At 61.4% G+C, this 12780-nt stretch carries 15 protein-coding genes; 9 read left to right on the forward strand and 6 right to left on the reverse strand.

What is annotated here, in order from left to right:
- Window positions 1-372: aldo/keto reductase (locus tag HHJ19_RS11030; RefSeq protein WP_296907174.1), on the forward strand; the 372-nt coding region annotated here is incomplete at its 5' end.
- A gap of 108 nt (window positions 373-480) precedes the next feature.
- On the opposite strand, the gene HHJ19_RS11035 is transcribed toward HHJ19_RS11030, so the two are convergent.
- The 6 genes from HHJ19_RS11035 to HHJ19_RS11060 all read right to left on the reverse strand — a co-directional run bounded on the left by HHJ19_RS11035 (window position 481) and on the right by HHJ19_RS11060 (window position 6361).
- Window positions 481-1776 (reverse strand): FAD-binding oxidoreductase, encoded by a 1296-nt coding sequence (locus HHJ19_RS11035; RefSeq protein WP_296907177.1) that lies wholly within the window; start codon window positions 1774-1776, stop codon window positions 481-483.
- Between the two features lie 13 nt (window positions 1777-1789).
- The gene (locus HHJ19_RS11040) at window positions 1790-2521 is read right to left on the reverse strand and encodes an amino acid ABC transporter ATP-binding protein (RefSeq protein WP_296907180.1); all 732 of its coding nucleotides are present in this window, start codon (window positions 2519-2521) and stop codon (window positions 1790-1792) included.
- A complete protein-coding gene (locus HHJ19_RS11045; RefSeq protein WP_296907182.1) occupies window positions 2518-3168 on the reverse strand; it encodes an amino acid ABC transporter permease in 651 nt (216 codons plus the stop codon). Before HHJ19_RS11045 ends, HHJ19_RS11040 begins: the two co-directional genes overlap by 4 nt.
- A 45-nt stretch (window positions 3169-3213) precedes the next feature.
- Window positions 3214-3966 (reverse strand): ABC transporter substrate-binding protein, encoded by a 753-nt coding sequence (locus tag HHJ19_RS11050; RefSeq protein WP_296907185.1) that lies wholly within the window; start codon window positions 3964-3966, stop codon window positions 3214-3216.
- Window positions 3967-4066: 100 nt separating this feature from the next.
- Window positions 4067-4735 (reverse strand): helix-turn-helix domain-containing protein, encoded by a 669-nt coding sequence (locus HHJ19_RS11055; RefSeq protein WP_296907186.1) that lies wholly within the window; start codon window positions 4733-4735, stop codon window positions 4067-4069.
- 363 nt (window positions 4736-5098) lie between these two features.
- Entirely contained in the window at window positions 5099-6361 is a 1263-nt protein-coding gene (locus HHJ19_RS11060) for an Nramp family divalent metal transporter (RefSeq protein WP_296907189.1), read from the reverse strand.
- A 415-nt stretch (window positions 6362-6776) separates the two neighbouring features.
- On the opposite strand from HHJ19_RS11060, the gene HHJ19_RS11065 reads away from it, so the two are divergent.
- From HHJ19_RS11065 to HHJ19_RS11100, 8 genes are all read left to right on the forward strand, one after another.
- On the forward strand, window positions 6777-7094 hold the full coding sequence (locus HHJ19_RS11065) for a preprotein translocase subunit TatC (protein ID WP_296907191.1): 318 nt from the start codon (window positions 6777-6779) through the stop codon (window positions 7092-7094).
- A complete protein-coding gene (locus HHJ19_RS11070; RefSeq protein ID WP_296907194.1) occupies window positions 7091-8284 on the forward strand; it encodes an NnrS family protein in 1194 nt (397 codons plus the stop codon). The genes HHJ19_RS11065 and HHJ19_RS11070 overlap by 4 nt, the downstream gene beginning before the upstream one ends.
- A gap of 200 nt (window positions 8285-8484) precedes the next feature.
- Window positions 8485-10137: a cbb3-type cytochrome c oxidase subunit I gene (locus HHJ19_RS11075; RefSeq protein ID WP_296907196.1), complete on the forward strand. Its 1653-nt coding sequence runs from the start codon at window positions 8485-8487 to the stop codon at window positions 10135-10137.
- A complete protein-coding gene (locus HHJ19_RS11080; protein WP_296907199.1) occupies window positions 10127-10729 on the forward strand; it encodes a cbb3-type cytochrome c oxidase subunit II in 603 nt (200 codons plus the stop codon). The genes HHJ19_RS11075 and HHJ19_RS11080 overlap by 11 nt, the downstream gene beginning before the upstream one ends.
- A gap of 16 nt (window positions 10730-10745) precedes the next feature.
- On the forward strand, window positions 10746-11351 hold the full coding sequence (locus HHJ19_RS11085) for a cytochrome c (protein ID WP_296907202.1): 606 nt from the start codon (window positions 10746-10748) through the stop codon (window positions 11349-11351).
- A gap of 20 nt (window positions 11352-11371) precedes the next feature.
- Window positions 11372-11671 carry a hypothetical protein gene (locus HHJ19_RS11090; protein ID WP_296907205.1) on the forward strand — a complete coding sequence of 100 codons (300 nt, stop codon included), beginning with the start codon at window positions 11372-11374 and terminating at the stop codon, window positions 11669-11671.
- Window positions 11671-12312 carry an SCO family protein gene (locus HHJ19_RS11095; RefSeq protein WP_296907207.1) on the forward strand — a complete coding sequence of 214 codons (642 nt, stop codon included), beginning with the start codon at window positions 11671-11673 and terminating at the stop codon, window positions 12310-12312. Before HHJ19_RS11090 ends, HHJ19_RS11095 begins: the two co-directional genes overlap by 1 nt.
- Window positions 12309-12780 (forward strand): hypothetical protein (locus tag HHJ19_RS11100; RefSeq protein WP_296907209.1); only part of this gene is annotated, 472 nt, incomplete at its 3' end. The genes HHJ19_RS11095 and HHJ19_RS11100, both read left to right, overlap by 4 nt.

Consider the following 12780-nt stretch of genomic DNA (forward strand, 5'->3'; position numbering starts at 1 on the left):
GAAGACCTGCAGAAAACCGGGGAAGACAGCCGACGACTGGCCTTTGACTTTCCACCCGTCGACAAGGAAAAGGCGTGGCGCTGCATTGATGTCATGCGGCCAATCGCAGAGGCGCATGGCGTTTCGGTGGCGCGGGTGGCCCTGGCCTGGTTACTGCACCAGCCGCAGCTTACCAGCGTCATCATCGGTGCCAAACGGCCAGACCAGCTGGCCGACAACATCGCGGCGACCGAGGTGACGCTGAGTGCCGCCGAGCTCGAACAGATCGCCAGCGTCAGCGCGCTGGCGCCCGAATACCCAGGCTGGATGCTGGAGCGCCAGGGCGACTACCGGCGCAAGCAGATCGCCGGGGCGCGCAATCCGGCGGTTTAAGCTTTAGCCCATGTGCAGGGTCAGTGTCGGTCTTCAATTCTTGAACGGCATTGGGCCGCCATTGGCCGCGATAGCCAAGCCCCTGCAACCACGCGTTGCGTGTTGGCACTAAACACCGCCGTCGGTCATCCGGTACCAGCCGATGACCGCCGAGATGTAGAGGCGTCTCAGTCCGTATAGCGGGAATGGCTTGATTGGCGATAGCGCGACCGGCAGGGCCTGTTCGTCGCCGGTGGTGATGTACTCGGCCAGCGCTTGCCCCATGCGCGTTTGCAGGCCGATGCCGCGCCCCTGGCAGCCTATGTCGATCAGCAAACCCGGAGCGGGCTCGTGCAGGTGTGGAAGATAATCGCGCGTGATGGCGACGTGACCGCACCAGCGGTGAGCGATGGGAATGCCGGCCGCCTGCGGGAACAACTTGCCGATCACATTCTCCAAATGCGACCAGTCGCCAGGCAGCGCCGGATCAGGCTCGTTGAAGGTGCCGCGCCCGCCCATCAGCAGGCGGCCGCTGTGGTCGATGCGGTAGTAAAGCAACAGGTTGCGTGCGTCGGAAGAGACATGGCCTTCGGGCAGGATGCTCCGTCGGACAACTTCGGGAAGCGGCTCAGTCGCGATCTGAAAGGAATTGGCGTTGATGATCGATTTGCTGAGTTGCGGCCACAGGCCTCCGGTATAGCCGTTGGTGCATAACACCACGCGCTCGGCGCTGACCCTGGCACCACCTGCGGTGGTGACCTGCCACCGGCCCTTGTCTTGCAACAGCTGAGTGGCCGGGCTGTCAGTGTGAATCACCACGCCGGCTGCCATGGCCGCGTGCGCCAGGCCGCGGGCGTAGCTCAGCGGCTGGACGCCGCCGCCGCGTGGGTCGATCCAGCCGCCCAAATATTTGTCGGTGCCCAGCAGGCGGGCCGTCTCGGCCCGATCCAAAAGTTTCGTGGCGACACCCTGCGCGCCCCAGTCGCGCACGCGGCGCTCGGCCTGCTTGAGCGCGGCTGAAGAGTGGGAGCCCTGAATCCAGCCGCGGCGCACATGCGGAATAGCCATGCCGTGCTTGTCGATGAGATTGAACACCGAATCGACCGTGCTCGCAGCAAAATCGACCAGGCGCTGTCCCTTCTCCCGCCCGAACATGGCCAGCAGTTCGCTCGGGTCGTACTTGAGGCCCGGAATCACCTGCCCGCCATTTCGGCCGGAGCCGCCAAAGCCGATATCGCGCGCCTCAAGCACCACAACGCGCACGCCGCGCTCGGCAAGATGGAGCGCCGTGCTCAAGCCGCAATAGCCCGCACCGATGACGACCACGTCAGCTTTCACATCGCTTTGCAACGGCGTGGTGACCGGCGCGGGCGCCGCCGTGGCGGCCCAGAGGGACGGACTTAGAGGAAAGAATTCCTGAGACATGTTGTGGGGCGCCTTACATGGGGTGAAGAACTCGCCGCAGGAAATCCTGCGTACGCGGGTTTTGCGGGTTGTTGAGAAGCTCTTTTGACGGACCCTGCTCGACGATCACGCCGCCGTCGATGAATAGCACGCGATCAGCCACTTCGCGGGCAAATTGCATCTCGTGTGTAACCACCACCATGGTCATGCCGGACTCTGCCAGCTTGCGCATCACGCCCAGCACTTCACCCACCAGTTCAGGGTCCAGAGCGGAAGTCGGCTCGTCGAACAAAATGGCTTCGGGCTGCATAGCGAGCGCGCGCGCGATGGCGACCCGTTGCTGCTGGCCGCCCGACAGCTGCGGTGGATGGGCGTTTTCTTTCTCGGCAAGCCCCACGCTGGCAAGCAGTTCCTTGGCGCGCGCGATGACGGTGGCGCGTTTTTCGCCCTTGACGTAGATTGGTCCCTCAATGACGTTCTCCAGCACGCTGCGGTGCGGGAACAAATTGAAGCGCTGGAATACCATCGCCACCTCGGTACGGATCGCCTTGATCGACGGCAAGGTGTTGTCGACGCGCTGGCCGTGGATCTCGACGCTGCCGCCGTTATAGCTTTCAAGCCCGTTGATGCAGCGCAGGATGGTGGACTTTCCCGAACCCGACGGTCCAATGATGCATACCACCTCGCCCTTAAAAACGCTGGCATTGATCCCTTTGAGAACTTGATGCGTTCCATAAGACTTCTGCAGGTCGCGTATTTCAATCATTTCTTGACCCGCTTTTCAAGATGGCGCACAAGCAGAATCAACGGCACGCACATGACGAGGTAAATCAGCGCGACCAGCGTGAAGACGGTCGCGTTCTGGAAGGTCGAAGCAGCGATCAATTTGCCCTGCAGCGCCAATTCGGCCACCGTGATGGTCGAGGCCTGCGACGAGTCCTTGAGCATCATGATCATGATGTTGCCGTAAGGTGGCAGAACAATCTTCACTGCCTGCGGTAGCACCACGCGGCGCATCATCAGGCCCCAGCCCATGCCCATGGCCCGCGCCGCCTCGACCTGGCCGTGATCCACCGCCTCAATGCCGGCGCGAAAGTTCTCTGCCTGGTAGGCTGAATAGGCGATGCCCAGGCCAATGATGCCGGCCTGCAGCGCCGATAGCGAAATGCCGAAGTCAGGCATCACGAAGTAGAGGAAAAACAGGATCACGATGATCGGGATGCCGCGCAGCAGATTGATGATGGCGGCACTCAAGTTGGCCAGCAACGGTATCCCCGAGACGCGCAGGACGGCCCACACCAAACCCAGTAGGGTGGACAGCAGCAAGGAGCCCAGCGTCACCAGAATGGTGAGCCAAGCCCCCTGAAGCAGGATCGGCATGAACTCCCGGGCATGTTGCAGAAGCTGGATCATGGGAATTCGTTTTCAATCAATGGCGTTGGGCATATCAGGGCAGGCTTACAGACCCCACTTTTTCAGGATCCCGTCAATGGCGCCATTGGCCTTGAGCTTGGTCACGGCGGCATTCACTTTGCCCATCAGCTCGGTGTCGCCTTTGCGGGTGGCCATGCCGATGCTGTTGACCATGGTCGGCTTGAAGCTGGTGACCATGCGCAGGTTGGGGAACTGGCCCTTGGCCACGGCAAAGGCGGCAATCGGGTAGTCCAGCACGCCCGCATCAATGCGCCCGGCGTTGGCATCGCGCATCAGGTCGGACGTGGTTTCGTAGAGCTTGACCTCTGAAAACAATCCGCTCTTTTGCAGAGGATCAACGAACGCGGTGCCAACCTGCACGCCAACCCGCTTGCCTTTCATGTCGGCAAAGCTCTGGTACGCGACCGTGTCCTGCTTTAGCACCACCACGCCTTCGCCGTAGCTGTAGATCGGCAGCGAAAAGTCCACGACTTCCTGCCGCGTAGGGGTGATGAACATCGCCGCCGATATGAGGTCGATGCGCTTGGATGTCAGTGAGGCGATCAGCGCCGAGAACTGCATGGGTTCGATCTGCACCCCGAAGCCGGCGTCCTTGCCCACCGCATTGACGATATCGACCATCACGCCGTCGATGCTGTTGGTCTTGGTGTCCAAAAAGGTGAAAGGACTTCCGGTCGGCGTGGAGCCGACCTTGAGCGTCGTCTGGGCCGAGGACGTGGCCGCCATCGACAATGCAAGGGTGGCAAGCAGAGAAGTTGCGAGAGTTGCGAGTTTCATGGTGTGTTTTCCTTTCCGTAATGACAAAAAAATCCATGCCGCTGTTTCGATTGACCAGCCCTGCGGCGATTCTTGGGTGGTTGTGGGAGTTTTTTACTACTTAAGGCGTCCCGGTGATGGCCCAGATAACCGTCGTCAGCGAAAGACCAGGGTTGCGCCATCGGCGCGGCGTAATGCCGTCGTAACAAAAGCTGTCGCCGGGCTGAAGTCGGTAAAGACGATCCAGAATGAACAGTTCGAGCTGACCTTCGATCACATAACCGATCTGTTCGCCTTTGTAGGTGAAGAAAAGTGCGTCGCCGGTGGAGCCCCCCGGTTCAATGACTGCCCGGTACATTTCGACGCCAGCGGTCGATGCCGGTGGCGTCAGCTTTTCCTTGTGAATGCCCTTGTCGCCCAGATCGATGCGCTGGTGCTTGCCGGCGCGCACCACCGAGCGCTCGTGCACGCCTTCATTCAGTTCGTGCTGCGTGTTCCGGATCAAAGTTTCCAGCGGCAACTGCAACTCGTTCGACAGCGCGGCAAGCGTGCGCAGCGAAATGGAACGTAGCCCGCGTTCAATCTGGCTGAGCAGGCTGACGGAGATGCCGCAGCCCAACGCAACCTGTTGCAAGGGCAGGCCGAGCGCCTTTCGGCGGTGGCGCAACTGCTCGCCCAGCCATAGGTCAATCACCGAGTTGATGCGCTGCGCAGCCGGTGTGGCAACGGTCTTCCATGCGTCGGTTCGCTCGACCACAGCGTCAGCAGATAAGGAAGGTTGGCGATTCATGTCCAGCTAGATGATCTGTTAAATTTCTATTTATGTGTAATTTTTACAAAGCAATTGCCGGGCCAGTCTAGCGAAGACTCATCAAATACCCATCAGGTAGAACCCTAGCCCAGACTCGGTTCACCCTCATCCGCTTCGTTTTCCGGAAAGAGCTGCCGATCTCCGGGATATCGCTTTGCCAGGGCTGATCCCCCCGTGAGTTGAAGCAGCCAAGGCGCCGAGGCTGACGGCACGAGGTATTTGCTCGCGGTGCGGGTGCACTGCGTGCTGTGACTGCCCGAAGTGGGGGAAAGGCGTCAAGCTGCACCCGAAAAAGATCAGCAACGCCGACCTGGCAGCCCCGGCCGGCCGGGTTGGGCCGGTTTAAAAAAGCGGGCGCAGCAGATCCCAAAACATCATCAGCACGGCGAACCCCATGACGGCCGCACCGCCCCAGCCAAACCAGGTGGTCTTCAAACCTGAGGTGAAATTACCCATTACCGATTTTTTGCTGGCCAGCAGCATCATGCCCACCATGATCGGCACCGCCACCACGCCATTGATCACGGCGCTCCAGTAAAGCGCTTTGATCGGGTCTATCGGCGTAAAGTCCAACCCGGTGCCGACCACTGTGGCAACCACGATGACCGCGTAAAACTGCTTCGCTTCAAACCAGTGCCGCTCCAGCCCTTCGGGCCAGTCAAACGCTTCGGCTACCGCATAAGCGGATGAAGAGGCCAGCACTGGCACGGCCAGCAGGCCGGTGGCAATAATGCCGCCGGCAAACAGCGCAAAGGCAAAATCACCGGCTAGCGGGCGCAGCGCTTGGGCTGCCTGCGCGGCCGAGGTGACGTCGCGAATGCCCGCCGCATACAGAACGACCGCGCCAAGGACCATGATGAAAAAAGCAATTGCGTTTGAGAAAAACATACCGCTGTAAGTGTCGCGCTTGACGCGACGCAGATCACGGCGGATTTCCTTTTCAGTGCCGCGGGCGCCGCCCTTCAGACGCAGCTCTTCCACCTCTTGCGAAGCCTGCCAGAAAAACAGATAGGGCGAAATCGTGGTGCCGAGCAGCGCGACGATCATCATCCAGTAGCCAGAGGTCCATTGCAGCTTGGGAATCACCAGGTCATACAGCACCCGGCCCCACGGCACCTGCACCAGAAACACGGCGATAACGTAGGAAAACAGGAACAGCGTCAGCCACTTCAGGATCGGAGCCAGCTTGCGGTAGGGCACAAACACCTGGAGCAGCACCGTGACGATGCCAAACGCCACCGCATGAAAATGGTCGCCGCCACCCACCACCAGCTGTAGCGCCTCGCCCATGGCGGCAATGTCAGCAGCGATGTTGATGGTGTTGGCCATGACCAGCAAGGCGACCATGGTCATCAGGAAGGGTCGCGGCGTATGTTCGCGCAGGTTGGCGGCCAAGCCTTTGCCGGTGACGCGGCCGATTCTGGCGCTGACGAGCTGAATGGCGATCATGAATGGCAGCGACAAAAACACCGTCCACAGCAGACCCGTGCCAAACTGCGCGCCGGCCTGCGTGTAGGTAGCGATGCCGGAAGGGTCATCATCCGCGGCACCAGTGACTACGCCCGGGCCGACGTGGCGCAGGAAGGAGGGAATGCGTTTCAACATCACAAGGAGCCTAACACGGCACCCGGAGGCCGCGCGCCTGAAATTTCGCGAGAAAACCGCATCATGTCCAATGAAAACGGCCTCTTTATGCTATAGATTACATAGCAAAATCGTCTTAGAACCTGTTTTTCGGGAAAGCCCTGCGCTGCGCGCTTAGCTCGCAGACCACCCGGTCGTGCGGTCCCGGACCGGCGCTTCGCCCTGCCCCGCAACGGGGTTTTTATGCCCCGTACAAGCCGCTAGCTGGCTAGGCTTTAGTATCAACCAACAAAATTTTTTTTGGCGCGGAGTGCTGCAACAGCAAACCTAACCTAAAAAAAAAAGGGAATTTCAAATGCCAGATGACGTCCTCTGCGCCAAAGAGGAAATTAGCCGGATGATGTATTCCTTCTATGACAAGGTGTGAAATGACGAGGTGTTCTGTCCGATTTTCAGCTGGCATGTGCCCGACTGGAATTTCTACCTGCCGGTCATCGTGGACTTCCGGCTGTCGGCGCACCGCCGCACAGCGCGCTTTGGCGACGCGGCTGTGCCCGAACACGCGGCGCTGCCGGGGCTCGGAATCGAACTGTTCCAGCATGGGCTCATGCTGTTTGGCAAGACCACCGACGCGCTGCCCCATACCGCCTTTGGTCAGCGCGCCAGGAATCTGGCACGATGCATCGCGCAGAGCTTGTGGTGCGGCTACCAGATGAGCCAGCGTCTGAACCGTCTGGCAGTCAGCGCCGCATGAGAAAAGTCGTCAAAGCGACCAAACCAGCGGTAGCGAGCCCGGCCGAGCCATCATTAAAAACCAGCCTTGAGCTGGGTTTCAGGCTGATTTATCCGGCCGGCGCGCTGTGGGCGGCTGTAGCCATCGGACTGTGGATATTTGCGCCACAAACGCTCACCGGAACCCTGCAGGGCCTTGCCTGGCACGCGCACGAGATGCTGTGGGGCTTTGTTGCGACGATTGCCGTGGGTTTTCTGCTGACGGCAGGCGCCAACTGGACCGGCAAAAATCCGCTTCGCGGAGCGCCGCTGGCGGCATTGCTGGGCTTGTGGCTGGTCGCCCGCATCGGCTTCCTGATGCCGGGCACGGACGCTTTCCGCGTGGCAGCCGCCAGCGAACTGCTGTTTTTTGCCGGGGCTTCTATCGCCTTGGGCCGAGTCATTATTGCCAGCCGCAATACCCGCAACTACGGCGTGCCCGTCATGGTGCTGGCGCTGGGCGCGGCCGATGCCTGGTATTTGTCGCAGGCGGCAAACGGTAATTACACCGAATTGATGCAGGCCCTGGATTCCGGCCTGCTGGTCATGGCGGCCATCGCCTTGCTGGTGGCGCGCCGGGTAATTCCGTTTTTTGCCATGCGCGCCATTCCCGGACTAGACCTTCCCAAGCAAACGCGTAGCGGACAAATCCAGCTGGTGGCATGCGTGGGTGCTCTGGCCTGCCTGCTGGCGGGGCTCATGCCGCCGCTGGCATTTCTTCTGCTGCTTGCAGGCGCCACGTCGCTTTATCAGCTGCTGAGCTGGAAACCGCTTTCCGTGCTGCATCGGCCGCTGCTGTGGATTTTGTACACCGGATACGCCGCGCTGGGCGGCGGCTTGATGGTGGCTGCCGTTCACGCGCTATACCCGGAGATTCAACCGGCGGTGCATGTTCATTTGATTGCAATGGGCGGCTTTTCGGTGTTGATCATCGGCATGCTGACCCGTACCGCGCTGGGCCATCTGGGTCGCCCGCTGAAGCTGGACCGCAGCATGCAGGCCAGCTACTGGCTGATGCTGCTGGCCGTGGCCCTGCGCTTGGGCGCGCTGGCTCCCGGCAACCATGCTGGCGTGCTGCTGCAATTGGCGGCTCTTGCCTGGATCGCCGTTTTTGCGCTGTATATATGGCGTTTTTTCCCGATGTTGATTCGGCCCCGGGCCGACGCACGCTGAACCCCCGCAACAAAACACCGCCCCTCGCGAGCCGACGAGGGGAGTCCGGTGCCAAGACTATTTCGGCGCCACCACCAGAATTGGAGAGCACCCATGAAAGTCACCGTTCCCCTCCCCGGGTGCCCGCGCCGGCTACCCGGCCGCACGCTTTGCATTGACCCGGTCGTGAACGCTGCCCGGACGCCGGCGGGAGCCGCGTAATGGACAGCGCCATCCTGAGCCTGCTCGGCGCCTTTTTGCTGTCGCTGATCGGCCTGTTCGTCTTCATCTGGTCCTCGCGCAAGGGACTGCTGGCCGAAAACCCGAAGGCCGCCTCGGTGATCTTCGCGCGCGGCGAGATCGGCCGGATTGACGACCCGGCACTGCCGGTCGCCGAGAAGAATTCGATGCAGCAGGCCGCAACCGAGGACGGCGACCAGCTGCATGCGGCCGACGCGGCTGAGCTGAACGACCGCATCGTGTCCGACCAGTCGAGCGCTTTCCCGGTCTTCATGTTCATCGCTTTCGCCTGCTTCTGGCTGCTGCTCGGCTCGCTGGCCGGCCTGACCGCCTCCATCAAGCTTCACCAACCCGACTGGATGACCCATGATGCATGGCTGACCTTCGGCCGCATCCGCTCGGTGCACCTGACCGCAGTGCTCTACGGATGGATCAGCAACGCCGCGCTGGGCATGATGCTGTGGCTGTTGCCGCGCCTGCTGCGCACCCACCTGCATGGTGCCATCTGGGCCATGCTGGGCGGCGCGCTCATCAATATGGGTATCGCCGCCGCCATTGGCGCCATTTCGGCAGGCTGGACCGACGGAATGGAATACCTTGAAATTCCATGGCAGATCGCCATCCTCATCTTTGTCGGCTTTGCGCTGGTGATTTTGCCGGTGCTGTTCACGCTGGTGAACCGCAAGGTGGAGCATCTGTATGTCAGCGTCTGGTACATGGTGTCGGCACTTCTGTGGATCGCGCTGCTATTCCTGGTCGGCAAGCTGCCTGGTGTGCATACCGGCGTGCAGCAGGCCACGACCAACTGGTGGTATGGGCATAACGTGCTGGGACTGTGGTTCACGCCGGTGAGCGTGGGCGCGATTTACTACTTCCTGCCGAAGATCATCGGCCGGCCGGTGCGCTCCTACAACCTGTCGATTCTGGGTTTCTGGACACTGGCTTTTTTCTATGGTCAGGTCGGCGGCCATCACCTGATTGGTGGCCCGGTGCCGGGTTGGCTGACCACGCTCTCGATCGTACAAAGCATCATGATGGTGATTCCGGTCGTGGCATTCAGCATCAACATGGGCGGTACGCTCAAGGGGCAAATGCATCTGGCGCGTTACTCGCCGACGCTGCGCTTCATGATGTTTGGCGGCCTGATGTACTTTGCCTCCTCACTACAGGGCTCGATAGAGGCGCTGCGAAGCGTCAACCAGATAACGCACTTCACGCACTTCACGGTGGCCCATGCCCACCTGGGCGCGTATGCGTTTGTCACCATGGTGCTGTTCGGCGCCATCTATTTCATGATGCCGCGCGTGCTGAACTGGGAATGGCCTTACCCGCGGCTGATTACGCTGCATTTCTGGCTCTCGGCGACCGGTATTGCGATCTACTTTACCGGCCTGTCGATTGGTGGCTGGCTGCAGGGTGTCGCCATGCTGGACGCGGCCCGACCGTTCATAGAATCAGTGGCGGTGACGCTTCCCTACCTCAAATGGCGCAGCGTGGGTGGCAGCCTGATGGTGCTGGGTCACTTCGTCTTCGTCGGCCACTTCCTGGCGATGGCGCTGCGCTTTGGCCCGATGCGCGCAGGCGCCGCCCTGTTCTGGCAGAACCACAAACGGGAGTTGGCCCATGGACAATGAAGTCAAGCTGGTTTCCGGCGCCATGGTGGCGCTGGCAGTCGCGACCGCCGCGCTGGTGGTCATGCCTTACATGGAGGTGCGCGACATTCAGCCGCCGCCCGGGCTCAAGCCCTATACCAGCGCCGAGCTTCGCGGGCGGGCGGTTTACATCTCCAACGGTTGCGTTTATTGCCACAGCCAGCAGCCGCGCGACCGCAAATTCGGCCCCGATTTCGAGCGCGGCTGGGGCCGTGCCTCCGTGCCGGGCGATTACACCTATGACAGGCCGCACCTGCTGGGCAGCATGCGAACCGGACCGGATTTGTTCAACATCGGCGCACGGCAGCCCAGCAAGGACTGGCACCTGGGCCATCTCTACCAGCCGCGTGCCTATGTGCCGGGTTCCATCATGCCGGGCTTCCCCTTCCTGTTCACCGTCAAGGATGCCAAAGAAGCCGAGAAGGAAGGCGAGCAGGTGTTGAACTTGCCGGCCGCTTATGGCCCGAACATCGGCAAGGTGGTGGTGCCGACGCCCGAAGCACTCGACCTGGTGAGATATCTGCTGGCGCTAAACCACACCTATCCGGTGTTGCCACCCGCTCTCAAACCCTGAACATGAGGTCGAAAAAATGCCCAATAAACTGGAACCGCGTCAGGCCCAGCAGCGCGAAGAAGTGGACCCCTCCGAGCACAACCGGCCGATACCGACCCTTGTCTCGCTCGTCACACTGGGGGTAGTGCTATCTGCTGTGGCCTATATCCTGCTGTCTGAACCGTTTGGCCAGCTCGATCTGGGCGACCGGCGTACGCTGGCGGATTTGCGGGCGCCAGCAGCTGGGGCGCCCGGTGCCGCAGCGGATGGCAAGCAGATCTTCACCGCTAATTGCGTCGCTTGTCACCAAGCCAGCGGCAAAGGCCTGCCTGGCGTTTTCCCGCCGCTCGACGGCTCAGAGTGGGTGGCAGGCGATGAGCGCATCGTGGCCAACATCCTGCTGCACGGCGTGAGCGGGGAATTGACGGTGATGGGCAACCCTTACAAGGGCGCCATGCCTCCGTTCCGGCAACTCAGTGACATCGAACTGGCAGCCGTCGCCAGTTATGTCCGCGCCGAATGGTCGAACAAGGCCGCACCCATCAAGGCCGAGCTGTTTGCCACCGAACGCAAGGCCAGCAACCGCACCACACCATTCAATGGCGAAGCCGAACTCAAGACACTGACGGCCAAGGCGCCCTGAACATCATTTCAAGAGACCGCGTGCGACTCACCAGCCTGACCGACCATGCGACGCGACCGCTGATGTATCTGGCGCAGCGGCCCCAGGATATTTTCATTGGATCAGTCGTTTGCAGCATGGCGCCGGATTTGTTCCCGGTCGAATGTTTTTCCACTGGCAACGCGTGCGGGCCGACCGGTGCGGGCAAACCGGCGGGGGTCATCAACGGAGCGCGGCGCAGTTTTATGGCCGGTCTGGACGGCATCCTGCCTGCGCCAGCCGGGCTTGCGGCAAACCAGGTCATTCGCCTGTTGCGGCAGGCGCGGGAGCAGCCGGCCTGATGTTTCGCACCGCGTTGCTGAGCGCTCTGCTGGCCGTCGCGGCCTATGCCTGCTCGACGTGGCTGACACACGATTTTCAGGTCTGGACAGCCGAAGGCGCGCGCCGCCTTGAAGTTGCCTTGCAACCGGTTGCTACTCCGGCGGTGCCAATTGACGGACCCGGGTTGTCGACTCAGCCCCTGTCAACACTCCTGGCTGACGGGCAATCGGTCACGCTGGTCGATTTCGTTTACACCCGCTGCACGGCGGTGTGCCTGACGTTGGGCAGCGTCTATCAGCAAATGCAGGCAGCGCTGCAGGAAGCGGGCAAAACCGATGCGGCGGCGCGGCGGGTGAAGTTGCTCTCAATCAGCTTCGACGGGGCGCATGACACGCCGAAAATTATGCAGGCCTACGCGGCGCGCCTGGGTGCCGATCCGGCATTGTGGCGCTTCGCGCGTGTGCCCGATGCGAAGCAAACCCGGCGCCTGTTGGCTGATTTTCAAGTGGTCGTTGTCCCCGACGGGCGGGGCGATTTCGAACACAACGCCGCGTTGCTGGTCATCGATCAGCGCGGTCGCCTGGTACGCATTTTCGATTATGCCGAGCAACAACTCGCACTTGACTATGCGCGCTACCTGGCTAGCGGCGTTGCACCATGAACAAGGTGTCCCAACTGTGGCTCAAGTGGCGTTTACCCGCTGCGCTGGCTCTGGCGGGCCTGCTGGCCTTGCCTGGCATGCGGCACTTTCTTGAGGCCAGCATGACACGCCATATGCTGGTGCAGTTCCCGTTGCTGGCGCTCGCCGGCTTCTGTCTGGCCGGCGCATTGCCGCAATCATTTGTGGCGCGTCTGGACCGGTGGAACGGCTACGGCATTAGCGGCTTGTCGGCCACCGCCCTGGCGCTTGGGCTATTGATGATTCCCCGGCTGCTGGACCTTGCTCTGGTCGATGGCCGCGTCGAACTTGCCAAGTGGTTGGCGCTCCTTCTATCCGGGGCCGCCCTGCGTCTTTCGTGGCGGCCGGCCGGCTTGCTGGTGCAGGGCTTCTTCCTGGGAAATGTGTTGCCCATGACCGCCGTTGTCGGCTACCTGTTTGAAAGTTCGCCGGTACGGGTGTGCAACGCCT

This window comes from Polaromonas sp. (assembly GCF_012927415.1).
Taxonomy (GTDB): Bacteria; Pseudomonadota; Gammaproteobacteria; order Burkholderiales; family Burkholderiaceae_C; genus Polaromonas.